Annotated in this window: 13 protein-coding genes and 2 pseudogenes; 9 read left to right on the top strand and 6 right to left on the bottom strand. The window is 67.8% G+C overall.

Annotated elements, in window-relative coordinates; genetic code table 11:
- Window positions 1–159: 159 nt before the first annotated feature.
- The 4 genes from ACN27C_RS04465 to ACN27C_RS04450 are packed head-to-tail and all read left to right on the top strand — an operon-like array spanning window position 160 to window position 7190.
- Complete coding sequence (locus ACN27C_RS04465) at window positions 160–1647, top strand: ATP-binding protein (protein ID WP_422750500.1); 1488 nt, start codon at window positions 160–162, stop codon at window positions 1645–1647.
- Complete coding sequence (locus ACN27C_RS04460) at window positions 1637–4438, top strand: Z1 domain-containing protein (RefSeq protein WP_422750499.1); 2802 nt, start codon at window positions 1637–1639, stop codon at window positions 4436–4438. Before ACN27C_RS04465 ends, ACN27C_RS04460 begins: the two co-directional genes overlap by 11 nt.
- Complete coding sequence (locus ACN27C_RS04455) at window positions 4435–5433, top strand: PD-(D/E)XK motif protein (protein WP_422750498.1); 999 nt, start codon at window positions 4435–4437, stop codon at window positions 5431–5433. The genes ACN27C_RS04460 and ACN27C_RS04455 overlap by 4 nt, the downstream gene beginning before the upstream one ends.
- Window positions 5430–7190, top strand: a complete 1761-nt coding sequence (locus ACN27C_RS04450; protein ID WP_422750497.1) for an AIPR family protein — start codon at window positions 5430–5432, stop codon at window positions 7188–7190. The genes ACN27C_RS04455 and ACN27C_RS04450 overlap by 4 nt, the downstream gene beginning before the upstream one ends.
- Window positions 7191–7332: 142 nt before the next feature.
- Here the strand turns inward: ACN27C_RS04450 and ACN27C_RS04445 are convergent, their stop codons facing one another.
- The 3 genes from ACN27C_RS04445 to ACN27C_RS04435 form a co-directional block, all read right to left on the bottom strand.
- Entirely contained in the window at window positions 7333–7806 is a 474-nt protein-coding gene (locus tag ACN27C_RS04445; RefSeq protein ID WP_422750496.1) for a peptidase A24, read from the bottom strand.
- 595 nt (window positions 7807–8401) lie between these two features.
- Complete coding sequence (locus ACN27C_RS04440) at window positions 8402–9289, bottom strand: replication-relaxation family protein (protein ID WP_422750495.1); 888 nt, start codon at window positions 9287–9289, stop codon at window positions 8402–8404.
- A 642-nt stretch (window positions 9290–9931) separates the two neighbouring features.
- On the bottom strand, window positions 9932–10219 hold the full coding sequence (locus tag ACN27C_RS04435) for a hypothetical protein (RefSeq protein WP_422750494.1): 288 nt from the start codon (window positions 10217–10219) through the stop codon (window positions 9932–9934).
- A gap of 915 nt (window positions 10220–11134) precedes the next feature.
- Here ACN27C_RS04435 and ACN27C_RS04430 point away from each other — a divergent pair.
- Complete coding sequence (locus ACN27C_RS04430; protein WP_422750493.1) at window positions 11135–11626, top strand: DNA-binding protein; 492 nt, start codon at window positions 11135–11137, stop codon at window positions 11624–11626.
- Window positions 11627–11691: 65 nt separating this feature from the next.
- Here the strand turns inward: ACN27C_RS04430 and ACN27C_RS04425 are convergent, their stop codons facing one another.
- The gene (locus ACN27C_RS04425) at window positions 11692–13077 is read right to left on the bottom strand and encodes a hypothetical protein (RefSeq protein ID WP_422750492.1); all 1386 of its coding nucleotides are present in this window, start codon (window positions 13075–13077) and stop codon (window positions 11692–11694) included.
- Between the two features lie 217 nt (window positions 13078–13294).
- Here ACN27C_RS04425 and ACN27C_RS04420 point away from each other — a divergent pair, with 217 nt between their 5' ends.
- A complete protein-coding gene (locus ACN27C_RS04420; RefSeq protein ID WP_422750491.1) occupies window positions 13295–14764 on the top strand; it encodes a site-specific integrase in 1470 nt (489 codons plus the stop codon).
- 322 nt (window positions 14765–15086) lie between these two features.
- Here the strand turns inward: ACN27C_RS04420 and ACN27C_RS04415 are convergent, their stop codons facing one another.
- On the bottom strand, window positions 15087–15809 hold the full coding sequence (locus ACN27C_RS04415) for a class I SAM-dependent methyltransferase (protein WP_162959177.1): 723 nt from the start codon (window positions 15807–15809) through the stop codon (window positions 15087–15089).
- Here ACN27C_RS04415 and ACN27C_RS04410 point away from each other — a divergent pair.
- The 3 genes and pseudogenes from ACN27C_RS04410 to ACN27C_RS04400 form a co-directional block, all read left to right on the top strand.
- Window positions 15750–16055, top strand: a pseudogene (locus tag ACN27C_RS04410) (IS3 family transposase); the annotation flags it as partial. The gene ACN27C_RS04415 and the pseudogene ACN27C_RS04410 overlap by 60 nt on opposite strands.
- Before the next feature lie 123 nt (window positions 16056–16178).
- Window positions 16179–16475 (top strand): annotated as a pseudogene (locus ACN27C_RS04405) (transposase); the annotation flags it as partial.
- Between the two features lie 25 nt (window positions 16476–16500).
- A complete protein-coding gene (locus tag ACN27C_RS04400) occupies window positions 16501–16797 on the top strand; it encodes an IS3 family transposase (protein WP_422750490.1) in 297 nt (98 codons plus the stop codon).
- Between the two features lie 434 nt (window positions 16798–17231).
- Here the strand turns inward: ACN27C_RS04400 and ACN27C_RS04395 are convergent, their stop codons facing one another.
- Entirely contained in the window at window positions 17232–23291 is a 6060-nt protein-coding gene (locus ACN27C_RS04395; RefSeq protein WP_422750489.1) for an RHS repeat-associated core domain-containing protein, read from the bottom strand.
- Window positions 23292–23509 lie beyond the last annotated feature (218 nt).

Below are 23509 nucleotides of genomic sequence, written 5' to 3'. Positions count from 1 at the left end.
GTGGCGCCCGTCGGTCTGGACACTCTAGGTGGTCCGTCCGCCCGCACGCCCGGTGCCCCCAACCTCACCAGGTCGCGGTGATCTCGCCCCATTCGTGGGGCGGAGAACGTCGGAGAGAGGTCGTATGCTGGCGCCCTGTAACACGAGCGAAGGGCACCGATGACGGTCGAGCCGCGCGCACTGCACGCACCCCCCAACGCCGCTGCTCTGATCGAGTCCCTGCGTGCCCTGGGTTATCACCTGCCAGACGCGATTGCCGATCTGGTCGACAACTGTGTGACTGCCGGTGCCCGCTCGGTAAGCGTGGAGTACAACGCTGATCGGGGAACCGGCTGGGTGGCGGTGGTCGACGACGGCAGGGGCATGACCGAGGACCAGCTCCACCGGGCCATGCACCTAGGCATGGATGGACCTCTGGCGGCGCGCCCACGCGGGGACCTAGGCCGGTTCGGCCTCGGGCTGAAGACCGCCTCGTTCTCGCAGGCCCGCAGGCTCACCGTTCTCACGCGCACGGATGCGGGCACCACGGCTGCCCGCACCTGGGATCTGGGCTTCGTCGCTGAGCGGGGCGACTGGTACGTCCTCGACAGCGTTGATGACGAGGCGCTACGCATAGCAGAGCAACTCGGGATGGCCTCCCCGGGGACGATGGTGCTGTGGCGCGACCTCGACCGTTGTGGTTACGGGAGTCAGCTGACCGACGGCATGGCCCGCGTGCGCGACCACCTGGCAGCGGTGTTTGGTCGCTTCCTGCGCGACGGACGCCTTCGTCTGGCCGTCGGTGGCCAACGGGTGCGGGGTTGGGACCCCTTTCTGACGGCGCACCCAGCGACCCAGGATCTCGGCTCCGCGCTGGTGGAGGGCGGGCTGTCGACCGCTGGCGTGACACCCTACGTCCTGCCGCACCCATCTCGCCTTACCAACGTCGAGACCCTGGCAGCCACCGGCGCATCGGGCTGGAACTCGCACCAGGGTTTCTACGTCTACCGCAACAACCGTCTCCTTACGCTGGGAGGCTGGCTCGGACTCGCCGGCCTGCGCCGCACGCCGCAATGCCAGCTCGCACGCATAGCAGTCGAGGTCACCAGCGACGACGACCACTACTGGCAGGTAGACATACGCAAGGCCCGGGTCAGCCCGCCACCAGTACTACGCGACCGGCTACGCGAGATCGCAGTGCTCACACGCACGCGCTCGGAGCAGGTCTTCCGCCACCGTGGCACGTCGGTGGTTCCCTCCAGCCGGAGGGACAGCGGTGCACTGACCTTCGTCTGGCAACAGCGCAGCCGGCGGGGCCAGATCGGCTACCAGATCAACCGGGACCATCCAGTTGTCGCAGCTGCGCTGGCAGCCCAGGAAAAGGCGGCTGTAGAGGTGGCCCTACGACTGGTGGAGGAGGCACTGCCCGTCGGTCTGATCGCTACCGAGGTGTCGGCTGCTCCCGACCGCGCGGCGCAGGCACCTCTCGACGGCGCTGGCCAAGACGAGGTGGCCGCACTCTTCCGCGCCGCGGTCGCCGCGCTACCCCACGAACCGCACAGCCGGCAGGCTGTTGTCGCCGCCCTCCGGTCGACCGAGCCGTTCAATCGCTTCCCCGAGGCGCTCGACCGCGCCCTGGACGCCGAAGGAGCAGCAGGTGCTCATTGATCCGTTTACGATGGCCCTCGACGTCGCCGAGAAGCTTTTGCTGAGCCAGCCCCGTACCGATCGGACGATCGAGCGGATCCGCGAGGCGGCCGAGACCGCCGCGAAGCCTGCCAGCGTGATTGGTCCTGTCGATGTTGACCGGCTCGTCGAGGAGTTGGAGTCGCGATTCGACGTGTGGGTACCTCGCCCGGTGGCAGTGACCAGTCCCGACGCCCACCAACCGTGGTACCCGGAGCGCCGGGAGAAGATCTCCTTTGACTACTGGAACCGCTACCGCACCTGGCTCGCGTCCCGTCGGAGCTGGAAACCCCAGCCGGTGGAGGCCCTGGACGAGGCGACCGATGTGATCCTCGACCGCTTGGAGGACCCAGAACGCGCCGGCCCGTGGGCCTTCTACGGGTTGGTCTACGGGCAGGTGCAGTCCGGCAAGACCGCCAACTACACCGGCACCATCTGCAAGGCTGTGGACGCCGGTTACCACGTGGTGATCGTGCTCGCCGGGCGACACGAGAGCCTGCGCACCCAGACCCAGGCACGGCTGGATCTGGAGTTCCTCGGGTTCAACACCAGGGTCACCCGCACCCGGGGTGAGGGTGCGGGACTCGGCGACATCGGCGTGGGCACCCTGGGCCTCCGCCATCCCGTGCAGTGCTTCCCACTGACGACCACTGAGGCGGACTTCAAGAAGGCAGTGGCCCAGAGCACCGCCGTCGACCTGCGCAAGAACCGCGTTCTGATCGTTGTCAAGAAGTACAAGAGCATCTTGGAGAACCTGACTGGCTGGTTGGCCAACTTCAACAAGGACGGTGCCTTGGCCGACCTGCCGCTGTTGCTCATAGACGACGAGGCCGACGACGCGTCGATCGATACGCGCAAGACTCCTGACAAGAAGACGCACAGCGATCCCGAGCACGACCCCACAGCGATCAACGCCGCCATCCGTGACCTGCTCGGCCTGTTCGACAAGAGGGCCTACCTCGCCTATACGGCCACCCCGTTCGGCAACATCTTCATCCCGCACGACACCGACCATCCGGAGCACGGTCCCGATCTGTTTCCGCGCCACCTGGTCCTCGCACTGCGGCCGCCGACGAACTACTGCGGCCCGGAGACCGTCTTCGGGCTCGAGGACGCCACAGCCGACGAGGTTCGTCAGCCCCTACCGATCATCAGCGTCGTCGACGACCACGAAACGTGGATGCCTGACAAGCACAAGGGCGGCCACCGGCCACCGGCCCGGCTGCCTGCCTCACTGGTAAACGCGATCGAGGCCTTCGTGCTGGCTACCGCGGTGCGTAAGGTCCGTGCCGCCCGGCCGGGCGGTCGGCCCGACCACAACTCCATGCTCATCCATGTCACCCGGTTCACCGACATTCAGACCGCTGTCGTCAATCAGGTCCGTCAGCACCTCGCGCACATGCGCGACACGTGGGGGGACCACGGCGCGGCCGGTGCGGCGCTGCGACGACGACTGTCCAAGCTTTGGAAGCAGGACTTCGTTCCCGTGCACCTCGACCTCGCCGCCCGCGACAACCTCGGTGACGCCGTGGGCGAGCCGGTGGTCCTCAAGGAGGTGCAGGAGATCCTGCCCGAGGTGCTTGCGGAGGCGGCGGGCAACGTCAAGGCGATCAACGGCACCGCGCAGGACGTACTCGAGTACGGATCCACGCCGGTGACTGTCGTTGCCGTCGGGGGCGACAAACTGTCCCGGGGTCTCACGCTGGAGGGGTTGACGGTCTCCTACTACCTGCGCGCGTCGAAGGCCTATGACACGCTGCTGCAGATGGGCCGCTGGTTCGGCTATCGGCCGGGCTACCTGGACGTCACCCGCCTGTACACGACCCAGGAACTGGTCGACTACTACGTCCACATCACCCGCGCCAACCGCAACCTGATGGACGTGGTCGCCACCGTGGCGGAGAACGGCGACACCCCCAGGGACGTCGGGCTCAAGATCGAAGATGGCTACGGTCAACTCCAGGTCACCGCCGCAGCCAAGCGACGATCTGCCACCACGCTGTCCTTCACCTTCTCCGGTGAGCGACCCGAAACACTCGTTATGCTCTCCGATCCCGTAACCAAGGCAGCCAACAAGACGGTGTTCGACCGGCTGGTCGAGAACACCCTCAACTGTCCCGAGCTTCCGGTTGAACGACGCCCCCGCGGTCAACGAGGCTACTTCCGCTCCGAGGTGCCCGCTGCCGTCGTCAAGGACTTCCTGAACGACTTCCGGGCGTCGCCCCGGAACGTCCAGGCCACCCCGAAGGTCCTCGTCGAGTACATCGAGGCCCAGGAGAGCAAGGGTGAGCTGACCCGGTGGATCGTAGCGATCGTCGCCGGCAAGGCCGACACCACCGACACCATCGACGGCGTCGAGCTGCGGCGTATCACCCGGAAGAACACCACCAACAGCGACCCCGCTAGGTGCAGGGAGCACGAGGTCGGCGTGTTGGTCAGCCCCACCGACGAGGCGATCGGCTTCGACGCCGAGCAGCTCGCCGTCGCGAAGAAACGTACCCAGGCACTCGCCGGAGACCAGACCACGGTGAAACGCCCCAGTGGAAAGGTGCTGCGCAGGATGCGGGACCCCGCCGAGGGCCTGCTCGTGGTCTATCGCGTCGACCCGGGTACCAACCAGGACGATGACCTCCTGATTGGGTTCGCGGTCCCGTTCCCGCGGTCCGACAATGCCAAGCGCCTGCAGTACAAGGTCAACAACGTGTTCATCGAGAACCTCGCCAAGAGCCTCCGCGCCGAGGAACTGGGCCAGTCCGAGGACGATCTCGAGTGACCGCACCCACCGTTGACGAGATCGCCCGCCTGTTCGCCCAGATGGAACTCGCGCCCCCCGACCAGCCCGGCGTCCTGCGGCGCCGGCTGCGTGCCGATCTGCGTCATCTCGACATCCACGTCGAGGTCGCGCTGCCCGAACGGACGCGAGCGCTGGTCGTCACCGCCGCTGACGCCGTTGACGACCAGCAGCTACTGAACACCGCCGGGCTCAGGTGCAGCACCCAGGGCGGAACCGTCCGGGTGCAGGCCGAGCCGAACGTCGAGGCCGAGCTGTTCTGCACTCTGGTGGCCGACCTCGTCCACCACGCAGGTACCGCCGCCGTCCAGCGGACAGCGGCGCTGGTACACCGCATTCGGTGCTGGCAGAAGATGCTGGCGGCCGGACTTAACACCGGCCTCTCGGCGCAGGCTCAGCTGGGCCTTTTCGGGGAACTCGTCGCCCTTCGCGAGATCGCCCTGCCCGCTTGGGGGCCGGCGGCCCTGCAGGCGTGGGTGGGGCCGACGGGCGCCCCACAGGACTTCCGGTACGGCCGCGCCGCGCTGGAGGTCAAGTGTGTGTCGTACCGCGATCCGGAACACTGCCGGATCAGCAACGAACGCCAGCTCGACAGCGCTGACATCGACCTCCTGTGCCTGGTACACCAGAGCGTGCGCTCCGGCTTCGACGGGGGCGTCACCCTGCCCGAGATCATCGATGCTGTGCGTGCCGACCCTGCCTTGGCCGGGTATCGGTTGTTGCTGGAGGAACGCCTGATGCACGCCGGTTGGCTCGACGTGCACCGCCACCAGTACGAGCGTGAGCGCTACGGTCTCACGGCGCGACGTTGCTACCGAGTGGTTCCAGGCTTTCCACGCCTGACCTCTCGCGATGTTCCCACCGGCGTCCGCTCGGTGAGCTACTCGGTGGAACTCGACCAGTGCGCCCCGTTCCTCCTCACCGAGCGAGACCTGGCGCAGCTGCTGCGTCAGCACACCCCTGAGGAGGTGCCGTGACCGGTAACACGGACCTTACGGACTTCGCCGAGGACCTTCGCGTCGAGGTCAATCAGCGGCTGGCCCTCGAGCCTGAGAGCATGAACGGCGACATGTTCGTACGCGTGGTCGGCGAACGGCTGATGGCCGACGGGGCACTAGAGGACCTGCACGTCTGCTACCTGCGGCAGACGGGTCGCCCGTCGCTCGAGGTCGCCGGGTACCACATCGGCCAGGACGGCACCGTTCTCGATCTGGTGACCAGGGCGACCGATCGGGGAGCCACGACAGTCACCAGAAGCCAGGTCGACCAGCTCTTCCGCCGTGCTGCCGCGTTCGCCGAGGCCTGCCGCGACGGCCTGCACCGACGGATGGAGGAGTCCTCACCCGCGTACGACATGGCGCAGAGGATCCACGCCGAGTGGCAACAGCTCCGAAAGGTTCGGATACTGCTCGTCACCGACGGGCGTACCACGCTCGACCGTCTCGACGCGGGCACAGTCGCTGGACTGCCAGCCACGTACGACGTCTGGGACATCACCCGGCTGCACCGGCTGGCAACCTCAGGGCGTGTGCAGGAGGAAATCGTCATTGACCTTGAGGCGATGGGCGAGGTGGTGCCGGTACTGGAGTCACCGAAGCAGTCCGATGGTTATCGCTGCCTGCTCGCCGTGCTGCCGGGGCAGCTGCTGGCTGATCTCTACGAACAGCACAGCGGCCGACTGCTGCAGCGCAATGTTCGTGCTTATCTGCAGGCGCGCGGACGCGTGAACAAGGAGATCCACACGACCCTCCGTACGGCCCCCGGCCGCTTTCTGGCCTACAACAACGGCATTTCGGCCACCGCCACCGACGTCGCGGTCCGAACGGTCGACGGAGCCACCGTGCTCACACGGCTGCACGACTTGCAGATCGTCAACGGCGGTCAGACCACTGCTTCGCTACACCACGCGGCCACGCTCAAGGCGGACCTGAGCGACGTCCACGTCATGGCGAAGATCACCGTTGTGCCGGCCGACATGCTCGACGAACTGGTGCCGCGTATATCGCGTTACGCCAACTCGCAGAACGCCATCCGGCCCGCCGATTTCGAGGCCAATGGTGCCTTCCACGTAGGTCTCGAACGCGTCTCCCGGGCGGTGTGGGCACCGGCGGTTGGTGGCGCCACCCGCCAGACCCGTTGGTACTACGAACGCGTCCGCGGTCAGTACCAGGTAGAGCGCAGCCGACTGCGCGGCAGAGGCCAGCTGGGTAGGTTCGAGCAGGAGCATCCCCCGGCCCAGCGTTTCGGCAAGACAGACGCTGCCAAGTACGAGATGGCCTACCTACGGCAACCCCACACCGTCAGCCTCGGCGCCGAGAAGTGTTTCCACGAGTGGACCCTGCAGTGCCACCTCGACGAGCGAGACGAGCCGAGCGTCCAGTACTTTCAACACCTCATCGCTAAGGGCATCCTCTTCCAACGGATCCGCTCCCGTGTTCTGGGCATGAAGCTGGGGGGTTACCCCGGTCAGACCGCCGCCTACGTCATGGCCCTCATCCTGGAGCGGCTCGGTGGGGGAATCGACCTCGACCTGGTGTGGCGTCTACAGAGCCTGCCCAGCTCGGTGGCGACCGTGATCCCAAGCGTCACCGAGCTCGTTCGCCAGGTCATCATCGATCCGCCCGACTCGGCAAACATCACGGAGTGGTGCAAAAAGGAGGCCTGTTGGCACAGCGTTCAACAGGTTGCTTGGCAGCCGCCGCCCGACCTCGCCGGCCTGGCCATGGCACCATAGGTACCAATCGACAGTAGGGCGAGCTGGACGAATCCGTAGGGAACCAGGGAGTCACATCGGCGCGGACCGGTGTTACTGATCATGTCCTACGCTGCCAGTAGAAGAGTGGCAAGGGCGCCGGCCACGAGGTACGGCCCGAAGGCTAGCCTTTTCCATCGCGGCGAACCAGGCGGATGAGGGCGGCGGGCGCGGCGAGCAAGTACGGCAGGACCGCGCCGAGGAGCACTGCGTCCCAGCCGAGCGTGCCGAGTAGGGCGGCGAGCCGTACGTCGCCGAGTCCCATGCCGCTGCCGGCGAGGAGGGCGAGCAGCAGGTATCCGCCGCCGAGAGCCGCGCCAGCCGCGGCAGCGATGACAAGCCGCCGCCCGTCAGCGGTCATGGCCGCCTCGGCAGCGAGGATGGCGAAGACCATTGCTGCCGCGACGGCGATGACCAGAGTGGGCAGACGGCGCACGGCGATGTCGACGGCCGCGAGCAGCGCCCCGCTATAGAGGACGACCAACCACACCGCTAGGGTCGCGAGGCCGGATAGCTCGGCGGATCGTAGGCGCAGACCGATACCGATCGAAGCGACCGCGAGGCTGACGCTGCCGAGCAGCCAACCGGGAACAGCCACGCACCGACAGGTGGCAAGCCGTTGCCGACGTGCCGAAAGCGCGTCCTCTGCCGCTCCCATGGTGAAGTGACCCCTATCGGGCCGGACAAGGTGTCCGGTCTCAGGGGGTCACTTCAGTCGGTGTAGCCGGGGCTGGCTTGGGTGTCGTGAACCAGCCGATGAAGTTCCTGCTGCGTGGCGTTGGTGGTCTTGGTGCTGCTTGGCGGCGTGTCGGGAGGGGTGCGGGGTTGGCGGGGCGTGTGGCTGTTCGGGCGAGTGTGAGCGCTCGGCGGGCGTTGGATGCCGCGGTGCAGATGCCGGTTTGCCCGGCGCATTGCAGGTTGCGGCGGTTGCCGTCGTGTGCGGGTTGGTGGGCGGCGAGGACGTCAAGCGAGGCCGTAGCAGGGGGTCGGTGATGGCGTCGGGTGCTGCGGCGAGGCGTCCGGGTCGTTCGCGGTGAGGCTTGGGCATCGGTAGGCCCTTCGTCGGGGGCACCTTCATGGGCTTGCCGGATGCGCGGTGGTCATGGTGTCGCCGCGCGTCGGCTCTGGCGGGAGCCATCCACGCTCACCTCTTGCTGAAGGTCAAGTCGCCGGGGAGGTCGCCGCCGGCTTGGTCAGCTCGGTGGTTTGTTGGTGGTTGGCGGGGTGGAGGTGGTGGTGGTGGCGAGGTCGGCGAGGGTGAGTGGGCCGGGGTGGCCGTGGAGTTGCCAGATTGGTCCGGCGGGGCTGTGGCGGGTGTGGGTAGCGTGGTCGCGGCTGGCGGTGGCTACGGGAACGGTGAGGGGGGTGGTGGTGAGGTGTTGGTGGAGGTGGTGGGCGCGGGTGGCGGAGTGGAGCCAGAACAGCACCGGCCAGCGGGGGCCGCCGGCGGCGGCGAGTTGTGTGTAGCCGATGAGTTTGCGCATCAGTTCGGTTAGGGGTTCGGTGCCGGTGTCGTATTCGAGGAAGAACGGCAGCTGGGCGCCGTGGGTGGTCCAGATGCCGTGGCCGTCGGGGCGGATCGGGGCGGCCAGGGCGTGCAGGGATACGGGGTCGCCTGGTCGGGCGAACGCGCCGGTTTGTGCGCAGCGGGCTTCGGGCCACCAGCGGGTGAGGGCGTGTGCTGGGTGGGTGCGGGCGTGGCCGGCGAGGTCGGTGAAGAAGGCGTTGACGCCGAGTCGGTGGTGGAGGGTGCGGGCGGCGGTCCACCGCCGCCGGTTCGTTTTGGCGTGGCCGGGGCGGGGTGGGGGTTGGTCGCGTTGGGCGGCGACGACTTCCGCGCCGAGTTGGTCGATGACGTAGTGGAAGGGGAACGATCCGCCGTCGGGGCGGAAGGGCCGGAACCGGTCGATGACCCGTAGCGCGGTGAGTCGGGCGAGTCGGTGTTGGGCGAAGTCCAGGGACGGGAACAGGGCGTGGGCGAGCTGCGGTGTGGTGAAAACGCCGTGGTCGGTGAGCCATTCGAGGAGGAGATGGTCGCGGGTGGTGAGGACGGACTGCACGCGCAGGACGTGGTCAGGCACGAGGGTTTCCTTCCGGTTTCGCGGTAGGGCAGGGATGACACCGGTGGTGTCTCTGAGTACCGGGCCGGGACTGTCACACCGGCCGGGTGCTGCGCTGACCGACGCCGGTGCGGGTCCGTGTCACCGTCCACCTGAAGCGGGACCCCGGACTGGTGGGCAGCGCGGACCGGAACACGGACAGCAACCCCGGACCGAGCCGAACACAGCGCTGATGACCCGTCGAGGCAACGCCTCGCGGGAGACACCTGCCGGGCGCCGTGGTGACGCCGGAGGAGTTCCGCACCCTCAAACCGGCGTTTGTGAGCCGTGGCGAACACCTGCCGCTCCCACAGCGCTCCGACACGACCTCACCGAGGTCTGACAGCCGTGGTCAGCGGCCCGGTCTGACGCTCATGTCGCTTCGGGGCGGACCGCTGTGGGCGTCGGCGCGGGAGTGCCACAGCCGCCGAGCGTCGTCCGATGGGCGTCACTGTCAGGTCGGTGAGGTTCCCGACTGGCGATCCGACAGTGAGCGCGACGACCTTCCCGCACCGGGGGTGGGCCGGTCGTCGCGGGTGGGAAGTGTCGGTTCGTCGTACGCGGTCGCCGGTCCGACCAGGAGGTCGGTCTCGCGCCGGGGCCGCCGGCGGGGATGGCCGGCGGTCAGGCCGCCACCAGCGTCAGCGCCGTGTACGGCGCCGCGCGAGCCAGGTTGACCCGGTCGCGCAGGGCGGTCAGGAAGCCGGTGAGGATCTCGGCGTCCAGGTCGCGGGCGTCGCCGGCCCAGCCGGTGAGCAGCCGGCCGGCGTAGCGGCGCAGCGCCGGCATCGCCAGGGCGACCGCGGCGATGACCCAGGCGGGCCCGTCGAGGCGGGCGCGGCGGATCAGCTCACGCCACACCACGTCCCGCACCGTGTAGGCGCGGGGATGGTCCAGTAGCCACTGCCGCAACGCCGGCAGCGCGATGACACCCCCGGGCGAAACCGGTGTCGTCGCCGAGTTGCCCGGCCAGCGTGTCGAGGTCCAGTGACAGCGGGTCGGGGTCGCACGTCAGGTCGGCGAACGCGGCGTCCACTGCGTTCAGAGGCGCGTCGGGCCAGCCGGCGGCGGAGGTCATGTCACGATCTCCCATGTCAGCGGCAAACGTCGAGGACGGGCCGGAGCGGTACGGCCGGAACGCCTGACCGCCGTTGCGCCACCGTGGTCTCACGGACTGCTGACAGCGCAGGCTGCGTAGGCACGGACACCGCGTCGGCGGGGTCAGCCGCCCGGCGTGCACCGCTCACTGACGATCGACGTCGACGTGCGTCATCGTTTCGACAAAGCCACGCTGACCTGCCCGTTGACACGATCTCACAGCGCCATAAGGCGCAGCGGTGTCAGACCGCGACCGGCTTCACCGCCGCCTATCGGCATCCCCTCGGGCACGCGCGTCGGCGTGCCCGGCTGGTAGCGTCCGCCCGGCGGGCCGTGGCGGTCTGACGAGCCGCCGTCCGACTGGCAGGCCCGGAGCCGGTGTCCTCGGTGACGCCGCTGCCGCCCTGGGGGACCCGGACAGTGGTCTGACAATGCCGGCCAGCACCCCTATGCCATCGGCGTACGTCGCTGTCATGGTCGAGGCGGTCGTAACCCTGGGTGTCTGGCAGAGCTGGGTTGATGGTGGGCTCTGACAGTCCCCTGACGCTGATCCGACGTCGTGGCGCCGGCGTCTGCAAGGGTGTCCCGGGGTCAGGACAGCCATGCGGACGGAAACCCGCTGTCAGACATCTGCGAGATCACCGTGAGAGGGGCAGGTGTTCGCCACGGCTGACAAACACCGGTTTGAGGGTGTCAGCGCACCACGGCGCGGCGCGGAGCCGACACCACATGAGCGAGCACACGCCGCAGCACCACAACCCGCATCCCGATCCCACCGTCGACACCGGCCCGCCGGCCGGGGTCGATCCGACACCGACCGACCTGGTCGCCGGCGACCCGCCGGTACCGCTCAAGCGATCAGCACGACGAACCCGCAGGCCCGCCCCCGTCGCCAACCCAGCCAGCGACGGCGCCCCCTGTACCTGGACCAGGCAGCGCATCCTGGCGCTTGGGGCGACCACGGACCTCGCCACCGCCGCCGCGATTCTCGGCATCTCCCGTTCGGCGGCCTACAAGCTGGCCGCCCGCGACGCCTTCCCGGTGCCCCTGTTCCGGGCCGGCGCGCACTACCGCGTCCCGACCGCCCCGATCCTGCGGAAACTGCACCTCGAGTCCCCACCGGTATCGACAGCTGATGACACCGGCGGGGCGGGTGCCGACGGGGACGGCGGGTATTCGGGCGGGGACAGGGACGCCACGGGCTGCAGCGCTGCGCCGTGACCCCACCGCGGGTAGGACGCCCAGTGCCCGGCTCCGTACGCCGTGCCGGTGCAGAGTCAGGCCGACTACTGCTCGACGACGCCGGAGAGGAGCTGGACCAGGGTGCGGCGCAACACTCGCTCGATGTCATCCACGACGGCTGACAGGCGATCTGTCGGCTGCCCGGTGAGGGTGTGCAGTTCCTGCCTGCTCGGGTCGTTGCCGTGCATCTCGTCGTTGCGGAGGCGGTATCCCAGACGCAGGAGGGCGTCGAGCCGCTCGGGCGGCGCCTGCAGGACAGGGTCGTCCGCCAGGAGCGTGGTCGCTCCGTCAACGAGCTTGTCCTGCTTGCGGGGATCCGCTGGCAGGCCTGGCAGTTTGATGAACAGTACTTCGGCGCAGACGATCAGGTCGATGAGCCGGTCGGTCGGTACCCGGTCGGCCCCGGCCAGGACCAGCCGGCGCAGCGTGGTCTGCAGACCTCGGTCCTCCCGCACTGCGGGATGCGCGAGGAGGTCGTAGACCTCGCGCGCCGCCTCCACCTGCTCTCGCCCGAGGATTGTCGGTCGGTCCTCGTCGAAGGTGGGTAGCGCCGACAGTGACGCCGTCGGCCCGAGTCCCTGGGGAAAGTCGTCGTCCGGTGGGCAGCGGATCGCCCGAGTCGCGGTGACGGACCCGCCGCACACCAGCCGAAGCGCAGCCACGAGACGGCTGGCTGGCTCGACCAGCGTGCCAGCCTCCGGCGTCGTCGGTTGGGCGGGTACGTCCATGGCCGAGCACACCGGGTACGAGGTGCAGCGGGTCAGGGCACACTGGTGGAACCGCGACACGGTCACCGAGCTCGGGCCGCCCGCGAAGGCGATCGGCGCCGCGAGGTAGCCGATCGCGGCGCTCACCTGCCGGTCGCTCATCGCTTGCAGCACCAGGCCGTCCGGCAACGTGACCGCCTCGATGCCCGCGGTGGGGGTGAAGGCGTTGAGCGGGACCACCTCGACCAGCCGCGCCCGCGTGGCCAGCAAACCGTCTTCCAACCTGCTGTACGCGGCGTCGAAGGCCTCCTGGCCGAACCGGTAACCCCCGACGGCGGCAACCATGGGTTCCAGGACGTGCTTTACCAGCGTCCACCCCAGTTGCCGGTGGGTGAGGGCGAACTCCACGCCGACGAGGCAGTCCACCCGCGAGCGCAGCACCTCATCGGCGGCCACGACGGCCCGCACCGCCCCGATCTCCGCGAAGGTGTCCAGGAACCGGTAGTCGGTGACCCGGCCCGGCATCTGCCAGGCACCGCGGCGGATCGCGACGAACGACCCCTGCCCGTGGCGGTGCCACTCGCCGAAGTCGGGAACGGCCGCGAACACCGGCACGCCGTCGCCAGCGGCCAAATCGCCGAGCACCGCCGCCATCAACTGGCCCACTACCGCGTGCAGCTGCGGACGCCGCACCCGGCCCCTCGCCACGTCACCTGCCGCCACCACTGGCCGTCCTCCATGCCCGATCTCACGCGAACCCGACAGGATCCCAGACTCCCCAGCAGGGCGCATCTGATTTGCGCCCCTTACCGGCCCCAGCGCATGGACCACCCACCGGACCTGGAACCGCGACGACTTGATCGTGGCCGCCGTTCACGCGTGGATGTCGATCGACCAAACCGATGCCCCACCACCCAGACGAACGGGAGCACCACCACCGATGCCAGACGGAAGCATCTTCAAGCGCTGCGGCTGCCGCCACCCCACCACCGGCAAGCCCCTGGGAAACGAATGCCCGAAACTACGCCGCGCGAACCGCGCCTGGAGCTCCGACCACGGCCACTGGGCCTACCAGCTCGAACTACCACCCACCACCGACGGCGGGCGCCGGCAGCTACGCCGCTCCAGCTTTCCCACCCGCCGGGCCGCCGCCGACGAACTCGACCACGCCCGCGACCTGCTCGCCCTCGCCACCGGTGACCGGCGCCGCCGTACCGAGATCGCCGACCTGCTGCAAACCGCCGTACGCGCCAAACGCCCCCTGCCCGAGGTCGACCGCATCCGCCAGCGGCTGCGCGGCGACGGCGCGCTCGCCGACATGCCCACCGTCGCCGAGTACCTCACCGGCTGGCTGACCCACCTCACGATCGACGCAAACACGCAGCGCGGCTACGAATCGATCACGCGGGTCCACCTGATCCCACACCTGGGCGACATCCCGCTGGACAAGCTGCGCACCACCCACATCCGCGCCATGTTCGCCGCCATCGAGCGCCGCAACGACGAGATCGCCGCCGCGAAAGCGAGCACCGACCCCGCCGTGCGCGCGTCCGTCACCGGCCTGCGACCCACCGGCGCCACCACACGCCAGCGCATCCGCGCCTGCCTACGCAAGGCCATCAACGACGCCCTCGCCGACGAACTCATCGTCGGCGCCAACCCCGCCGCCCTGGTCAAGGTCCCCGCCAACCGGCCCCTACCGATCGTGTGGGAGGACGAACGCGTACGGCGGTGGAAAGCCACCGGCGAGGTCCCCGGACCCGTGATGGTCTGGACCGACTCCCAGGTCGTGCAGTTCCTCGACTACGCCGCCGTACACGCCCCCGACCTGCACCCGATGTGGCACTACATGGCCTACCGCGGGCCCCGCCGCGGTGAGGCGTGCGGCCTGCGCGACAGCGAGGTACGCCTGCACCGCCGCGAGACCACCATCAACAACCAGATCGCCACCCACGGCTACACCGCCGTGCAGAAACCACCGAAAAGCAGAGCCGGAAACCGCGACGTCGCCCTCGACACCGACACGACCAAAGTCCTCACCGCCTACAAGGCCCGCCGCGCCGCCTGGCAACTCGCCGCCGGCGACACATGGCCCGACACCGGCCTGTTCTTCGTCCGCCCCGACGGCAAGCCGTGGCACCCCAACGCCGTCACCCAACGGTTCCGCAAACTCGTCCGCAAAGCCGGGATGCCCCCGATCCGGCTGCACGACCTGCGCCACAGCGCCGCCACCATCGCCCTCGACGCTGGCGTCGACATCAAGGTCGTCTCCGAGCAACTCGGCCACTCCACCACAACCCTGACCCGCGACACCTACCAGAGCGTCACCAAACGGATGCACCAGGACGCCGCAGACGCGGTCGCGAAGAAGATCGACCGGAGGCGTCGCGGTCCCCGCCTCGCGGGATGAGACCAGCGCCGGCAAGTATCCGAAGTGGGCCACCTTCGTCCCACGGGTGCTTCCTTCGCGGCTTTCGCCGGCCCGGTGCCCAAGGCCCGACCGCTGGCGCAAGGCCCCGGCTGACGGCGCTTACAACATATTCTCGGGCTCGATGAAGAACCAACGTGCGGCTTCGCCAAACAGTCGGCAGCGAGGGTCACGCGCACGGCCCGACAGCCTCCCGGCCGGGGGCGACCGGCTTCGGCCGCCCCCGCGTGCCAGTTTCAGCGGGGCTTGCGGGCAGTGGTGGATGCGAACTGGTAGCCACGCACCAGCACCGCCGGGTCGGCCATCAGCTCGGCGAACCGGTCCAGCTCGTCGTGGGACAGATCCTCGGCGAGGAGCCGGTCGCGCAGCTGGGTGGCGTTGTCGGCCTACAGGCGGCAGCCGGCACTGCCCCCGGCCCACGTCTCGGAACCCAGCGGGTGTGGATCTGCTCGAAACCGTTGGCGAGCAGGAAGGAGGGAACCTTGTCGCCCCAGTGCAGGTCGACCCCGCGCCCGGCGAGTACGTCGAGGATGGTGTGCACGACGCGGGTGATGAGGTCGTTGTCGCTGTCGGCGGGGGCGTGCGCGGACACGGGCGCGTAGACGATCTCTCCGAGGACGAGGTGCCCGCCGGGGCGCAGTGCGTTGATCATCTCGTGGAGCAGCAGGTGCCGGTTCGGTAGGTGTTCCAGGACGCAGCGGGCGGGGGCGACGTCGATGGTGCCGAGTTCGACCGGCAGCGGCTGAGTGCGCAGGTCGCGCTGGTAGACGTCGAGCACCCCGGTGGGGTTGAGCATGCTGGTGTCGATGTCGACGGCGACGACCTTCCCGGAGCGGCCGACCAGCTCACACAGGTGCTGGGCGATGGAGCCGGCGCCGGCTCCGACGTCGAGGGCGGTGTGCCCTGGGTTGACTCCCAGGCGGGTCAGGTCGTCGAGGGTGATCGGGTCGAGCATCTCCTGCAGGGGGTGGAGCTGGTGAGGGCTGTTGCGGAACTGGTAACGCTGCGTGGGTGCGGTGGCCGTCATGGTGCGACTCCTTGGGGCGTCGTAGCGAGGCAGGGCAGGGGCGTTGTCAGCAGCCAGTGCTGTTGCAGCCGCGGGTACAGCGGTAAGGACGGCGTGGCTGGCCGGGGACGGGCGGGGGGTCCCACCAGCGGCGGGTGGCGTGGCTGTGGGCGAGGCACCTACGGCGCGGACCGGGTGCATCGGCAGCTGCGCCGTGACGGCATCGGTGTGGGCCGCAAACGCGTCGAGCGGTTGATGACGCAGCAGGGCTGGCAGGGGGGTTCCTGCGTCGCGGCTGGCGCGGCGGCTCCACCCGGCAGGATCCGCGGCACACACCGGCGCGCCGATACGGCCGCGGAGATGCTCATCGTCGCCGGTGACAACATCGACCGGGTCCGCTCAGAGCCGGCCTGGGCCCGGCTCTGCGGCGTTGCGCCGATCCCCGCTTCCTCCGGCATGACCAACCGGCACCGGCTCAACCGCGGCGGGCATCGCCAGGCTAACGCCGCGCTCTACCGGGCCGTCATCGTCCGCATGCAGCACCACGAACCCACCCGCGCCTACGTTGCCCGACGCACAGCCGACGGCAAGACCAAAGCCGAGATCATCCGCTGCCTGAAACGACTCCTCGCCCGCGAGGTCTGGGCCTTGCTCCGCCCCCTCCGCACGACCGCGATCGCCACTTGACAGCTATAGGAGCGTCAACGCGCTGATGGAGAACTTCTGGTCAACGCTGAAGATCGAACTCGTCTACCGCACGAGCTGGCGGACCCGCGATGAGGCCGTGAACGCGATCTTCGCCTACATCGACGGCTGGTACAACACCCGCCGAGCTGAGCTACCTCAGCCCGGACGAGTACGAGACCGCCTGGCACAGCCGCCAGGCGCAACCAGCCGAACCACCTATCGCCGCCCCTGTGCCAGCCGGCAGCAGGTAACCACCGCTCCATCAAAGCGGGGGGAATTCAGGGCGGGGTCTGCCAAGTTATTTGTACAGTCCCCAAGTTAGCTCTCCGCTGACCCCTTGATCTTCGAGCCTGATCCACCTCCCCTTTCTAATACCCCGTTGAAGATGCCGACGAGCAAGGCGACCGCCCATCCGACGACCCAGGGCCACCAGCCCCATCCACGCATAGCTCCCATAGCACCCAATGTGACCGCTGTCGCACCCAACCCTGCGAAAAGGTAACGAGCGTCTTGTCGTGGCGACTTGCCGCTTCTCCGAGCACTGAACATGCGCCAGGCACCATAAACGGTGAGGGACAGTGTCAGAGCAAAAATGATGGTCAACGGGCTCACCGGTCTGTATCTAAGAAGAGTTAGGGGTTCTCGGCTGCCATTACCATATCCTACGTCGTCGACCGCCGCGTCGCCGGAAAGCAACCTCCTGCGACGCGGCGGCCATCAATAACGCTCTCGCGGCAGCTGGCATCGTTGCTTTGGTTAGTTGCAGCCGCCGCTCTGTACTCTTCCATCTAAGATGAAGCCGGAGAGGCCCGCTTGAAGCCAGAAGCGGATCCACACGCCTTTAGCGCGGGTGCATCGAGCCGAGTAGCTGGCCCCCAGAATAGTGTAGATGATCCCAATCCAGTTGCCGAAGGTCTGCCTCGCGAGCATATTGAGCACATAGCTACCAACGCCAGTACCGCCCATCAAGGCCCATGTGTTGGCGTTTGTAAGCGTGCAGTAATAGTAGCGCCTCAAGGCAATGCGCAGGTGTGGCCAGTACTTGCCCTTGATCCAAGTCGACTTATAGTTGTTGCAGGAAAAGGCTCCGTTGACGTCGGAGCAGTTGAGGCTGTCGCCCGAGCAGTATTCGTAAGGGTTCGCGTTACCGCCATAGACGGAGTCGACTGACCTGAATCGGCTGGTGGTGGGGTTGTAGAGGCGGACGCCCATCAGTATCGAGCCATCAGGGGTGTCAGCGGCGCGTTGATGGGTGCCGAGCCAGCCGAAGCGGCGGGTGCCGGCGTCGGCGGAGTTACGGGCATTGCCGTGTTCATCGTATTCGCTGGTGTAGGCGAGTCCGGCACCGGTCTCGGCAATTCCGGCGACAAGGTCACCGTGCAGATTGGTGATCTGCCAAACGACCCCGGTGGTGTTGGTGAACACGCCGGCGATGCCGGCGAGGCCGACGATGGCCCGGGAGTGCTTGCCGCCGCCCTCATCGGTCCAGCTCGGGCTGTCAACATCAGTGCTGTAGTGGTTGATTCTCGTGAGGTTGTCGGTGGTGTCGGTCCAGGAGCGGATCCGGTGGGGTGCGACGTCTAGCGTGTAGGTGGTGGTGCGCGGCCCCTGGTTGATGCTGTGCACCATGTCGTTGACGTGGTAGGTCATGGTGCTGCCGGCGGCGCCGGGAACCGCGGAGTCAGCGGCCGGTTGGGTCAGCGTGCGACCTAGAGCGTCGTAGGTGTAGCCGACGCTGCTGATGCGGTCGGCACTGTCGTAGCTCCATTCCCGACTAGCGGTGGTCGCGGTTGTCTGGCAGGTGCCGCCAGCCCCCGGGCCGTATGTCACTTGGTCGGTACGGTTGGTGGCGGCGTCGAAGGTGTACTTGCGGGTGGTGCACTGACCAGCAACGGTGTCCTGGACATCGGTGAGCCGAGCAGCGTCGTCATACGTGTAGGTCTGCCCGGACAGGGTTGATGTGCGGCTCCGCCACTGATCGTGGACGCTAGATATGACCGTTTCGGTGTAGAGCGTGCAGTCGGTCGGGCCGCAGCCAGGTCTGGTGTAGCTCGTGCTGGTGGCTGCGCCGCTTTCATCGATGGTCAAGGCAACCGCGAGTCCGTTGGGCCACGTCTGGCTGACAGTCGCCCCATCACTGTCGTAGGCGCCAGTGAAGGTGCCCGTCTGGGTGTCCGCCACTGACGTCGGTAGGCCACGTCGCTCAGTGCCACCATCGTAGGTGTAGGTGCGGGTTCCCTTGCCATCATTGACGGTGGCTGGGCGGCCAGCGATGTCGAAGGTGCTGGTAGTCACCGTCCCGTCGGCATCGGTGTATGAGGTCATCTGACCCAAGCTGTCGTAGGCGCGGATGATCTCGGCCGTTACCGATCCCGAACCGTTGATCGTCTGAGTGCGGACGGCCTGCCCGTTGGTCTGGTCATAGATGGTGCGCCGCTTCTCCAGCCCGGTGCCCAGCCCGGCTGCGGTCACCGAACCTTCCCACTGGCGGCCCGCGGAGTCGTAGGTGACTTCGATACGCCGCAGTTCACCCGATCCTGTCTTTGTCGACTGCGCGCGTGGCTGCCCGTACATGTCGTAGGTGGTCACCGTCGCCGGTAGCTGCGGGCCGGATTCCGGCTGACCGCCGGTCTGGGTACGGCAGACCAAACCGTGCCACTCCGGCCGGTTGCCGCACTCGGAGTAAGTGGCGTTGGTCGCCGCCGTGTAGTAGACGGTGATCCGGGTTGCCGGGGTGGTGTCCACGCTGCCACCGGCCGGAGCCGTCGTGCTGATCACGCGTCCTGCGCTGTCGTAGCTGGTGCGGGTGAGCAGGTCCATCCCGCCAGGGTCAACGGTTACCTTGACCGGCTGGCGCAGCGCCCAGTCGTATCCAGTGACCGTGGTGCGGGTGTCCGCGTCCACGGTCTGTCCAGCGTTGACGTAGCTGACCGAGAGCCGTTCAGTGGTCGGCAGGTTGTATGGCCCACCGGCGTTGGGCGCACCTTCGTCGTGGGTGAGCCGGGTGTGCTGCCGGCCGCGAACGATCGTGCCGGAGTCGATCATCACGTTGTGTTCTGGACCGAAGGTTTCCAGCAGCAGCTGTCCGTCGCCGGAGTAGACGCTGATGGTGGCGAGCTTGGCTGCGATCTCGGCTTCGGCGGTGGCGTCGTCGCTGGGTGACGCCCCCAATGCCCGTTGACGGTTGCCGGGGGTCAGCTCCCGAACGATGTTGCCGTACTGGTCGTACCAGCTCGTGGTGATGTGCCCGCCCGGTGCGGCCGTATTCACGGTCCGTGCGTTGGCGTTCACGTAGGTCACCGTTGCCCGCTCGTACGAGTTGGGCAGCGTGCCGGTGGCCTGATTACCGGTGGGCATCTCGGTGGCGGGGAATACGGCGGTTGCGTCGTTTGGCGGTTCGGTCTGGCCCCATCGGGCGGTCTGGGTGCCGGACAGGTCGTACGGTGCCCCGCTACCCGTGACCGGGACTCGGTAGACGACGCTCTCGACGGCGGTTCCAGCGGTGAGTGCGGAGCGGGTGACCCTGTAGAGGCGGCCCTTGCCGGGGTCGTCGGGGAGGGTGGTGTATGTGAACTGCCAGGGTTCCTGGGCGGCTGGCGTCATCGTGGTGAGGATGCCGTCGGTGTCGTAGTCGTAGACGGTGCGCAGTGAATGGGCGCCGCTGCCGTCGGTGTAGTCAAGGCGCGGATCCCACACAGCACGGAGGCGGCCAGCGTTGTCGTAGGTGTAGCGGGCCAGGACGACCGTGCGCATAGCCGGGGTGGCGAGGTCCGGGTCCCAGGCGGTGTAAGAGATTTCCTTGACGCGGCCGAGATAGTCACCCCAGGTGTTGGCCGCAGTGCCGGTGGCGGTCGTCGTGGTGGCGTAGGTGAAGGTCAGTGCTTTGCAGCCGCGGACCAGGGTGTTGCAGGTGACCCCGGACGGCACTGGTGCGAGCAGGCGGGTTGGCCGCATGACGTCCTGGGTGCCGAGGGTGACCTTCTCCCACGAGTACGTCGACGTATTCCCGGAGCCAGGAGCGCTGACCGACGTTGGTGTGTAGACCCCCGTCGGATCGGTGGAGGCACGGGTGAAGGTGGCGGTGTTGCCGTCGCCGTCGTTGAGCGTGAACCTGTTGGCGGTCGAGTCGTACGTGAGACTGTACTTTTCGGCGCCGACCTGCGGCTGGTAGGTCACACCGGTGGTGTCGGCCTTGGTAAAGCCGAGGGTCGAGCCGTCCGGTAGGGAGACCTGGACGAGGCTCTCGTGTGTGGAGAGCTTGGTGTATGGGGCGTCTGCCTCGCTGAGTAGGACGCCGGAGGTCCAGCCGGGCCCGAACAGTGGGTCGAGGCCGCCGCTCTGCCGGGTGTTGAAGGTTCGCCCGACCGACAGGCCCGCCACGAACACGTCCGGCTGGGCAAGCTGGTAGTTGCCGGTGATGAGGTTGACCGAACCGGGGCCGACCTGGGCGGTGTCGGCACTGGCGAGGTTGCGGTCGAAGGTGATCCGGATGGGCGGCTCGCCGACATTGTCGTACTGGCCGCGGAACTCCAGCGGACCGTCGCGCGGAATCCCCTGCGGGTCGGCCGCGGCGAGGGTGGATGCCACGTTCCAGATGACCTTCGGAATGGTGCCGTTGGACGCCGGGATCGGCCAAGCGGCCACGGTGCCGCCGCCGACGGCGTAGGTCACATCGGTCTTCGGCAGGACCGTCCAGGTGTCGGAGCCGGCTCGCCGCCACTGGTAGCGCACGCCGGTGATGGTCGTTGAGATCACGGAGGTGATCTCGACCTTGGCCGCGGTGATGTCACCGATCTGCGGTGAGGTCACGGCCGCGGAGCCCACCTTGAACGGGTATCCGCGCACGTTGGAAAGGTTGCCCGCCGAGTCACGGCTGCGGACGTAGAGAGTATGGAAACCGGCGGTGGGCGGGGTCAGGGTAACCGACGCGGGTGCGCCCAGGCTGGGGGCGTTGACCACCTTGTCAGGCGGGTTGACATCCATCGCATAGACGTAGGCGGCCACATCGCTGGCGCCGTTCGGGTCGAAGGTGAACACACCCGGAACTCCGGCGTCGCCGCCCCACTCGTTCTTCGGGTAGGTGGTGGAGCTGGTCCACGGCGGGCTGGCATGCGTGGTGTCGACGGAGAACTCGCAGAACGACGACCAGGAACCGTCGACGGTGCCGTCATTGCCGCGCACCCGCCACTTATAGGAGGAACCGTTGGCTAGGACACCGGACGGGATCGTGGCGCTCAGCGTAGAACCGGCAGCTGCGGTACCGGTGATCGTGCTGCCGAGCTTGGTCGTCCCGTTCAGGGTCCACCACTCGAACTCCGCCTTAACCGGCGACGCCTCACCGTCCGAGATCACCGCCTTCAACTGCGGAGTCGCACTGTTCATCTGCGGCCGGCCACTGCCGGTCGCGCAGGCCGCCTCGGGCACCGTCGACGGTATGCCCACGGTGGGGTACGAGTTGTAGGTCACCACCGCGTACGGCACCTGGGACGTGTCGACCGCGTTGCGAGAGCGGAACTGCTTGAAACTGTTAACGCTCGTCTCGTCCGTGCCCCGCACACCCATGTACGCGGTGGACTGCCCAGCCGTGGCCGCACGCTGGAAGAAGCTGGTGCCGCTGATGCTCACCCAACCGTCGGCACACGCCGACGAGAACCCCTTGGTCTGGGTAGAGGTCGCCTCCTTCTGGAGCCACGCCGGCTGGGTCCCCCACCGGGTCGCCGAGGACGCCGCGCCGGTCGTCCAGATCTCCCACGAATTCGCGGTGCAGGTCGGCGACCAGAAGTTCCAGAAATAGACCGTCGCCGACGTGATCTGCTTGCTGGCCAGCGAGGACGTCGGCCAGTTCACAAACGCGCGAGACTTCGCGGCTGGTGTGAGGTTCAGCAGGCCAACCTGCAGGTCACTTGCTCCGCTGCGGTCGACCGTGTCGCCCTCCCTGACATAGGTGTCGAAGGAGGTGTACAGCGGGTTGATCTGCGGGTCGATGGTCACCGGGTACTGGGTAGCCGGGTCCTTTAGCCACCTTGTGTCCGGGGTAAGCCGCATGGTCAGCCTACCGCCAGCAAGTTTGGCGTCCTTAGCGGGCCGCTCCGCCCGGGTCGCAACAATCGTCCGGCGGGTCGGCTCCTCGGAACCCGGCACGCGCTGGGCATCCCACATCTCCGGAGCGGGGATGGCCGCCATCGGCTTGCCCTTGGCATCCGTCAAGGTGAGCCCGCCAGAGCGGTCCTGAGTGAACGAGGAAAGTCCGTGACCGGTGACAGGCAGCGCCAGCGACGGAATGCGGTCAACAGCCGCGCGGTCCTTGACGGTCAGGTACTCGGAGAAGCCAGTTCGGGTGACTTCGACGACTAGGTCGATGCCGGGTACGACGTCCCGGTAGGTCGCCCGGTTGTGGTCAAGGCTCGGTGCTGGCAGGGCGCCCGGCCAACCGAGGGCGAGTCGCCCGTCACCCTTGCCGACCGCCGCCAGCTCCCCGGCGGCCGAACGGGCACCCGAGATCCACAGGTCAAGCGGATGCGCGACGGCGCGCACCGAACCATCAGCCACCGGCTGCAGGGTGAGGTCGATCGGCACCCAGCGGTTGTCGCGCCGCATCCGAACCGGACCGGCGTGGACAGTCGCCTCAACCTGTCCGTTCGGATGGGCGATGTACTCGGCTGACTCCGTGGTCATATTCGTGATCCAGACCCGCTTACCCGTCATCCGGGCAGTAATCAGAGCGGCCATCTCGTCTGGCCGTTCCAACACCGGCTCCGGCGCTTTCTTCGGTTCCGCCTGGGCCTGGCGGGCAGGAATCTCGTTGGAGAGGGTCACCGCCAATACGGTGGCCATCCCGGCGGTCAGAAGCCTGCCCCACCTACTAGTTGCCATCTTCGCACAGCCGATTATTGAGCTGGCTGTTCGCGTGCTTGCAGGAGCCATTAACGGGCCTCCCCGTCTCGCAGGCCTAACGGAAGCTCACAGTACGGGTGTTCTGAAATCGAGGTCAATCGAAACTTTGCGCTGCCGCCATCGAAACCGGCGATAAGTCG

It is taken from the genome of Micromonospora sp. WMMD1219 (assembly GCF_049315215.1).
Classification (GTDB): Bacteria; Actinomycetota; Actinomycetes; order Mycobacteriales; family Micromonosporaceae; genus Micromonospora; species Micromonospora tulbaghiae.
The sequence above is the reverse complement of the archived record's forward strand: the minus strand, read 5'-3'. Positions and strand labels throughout refer to the sequence as shown.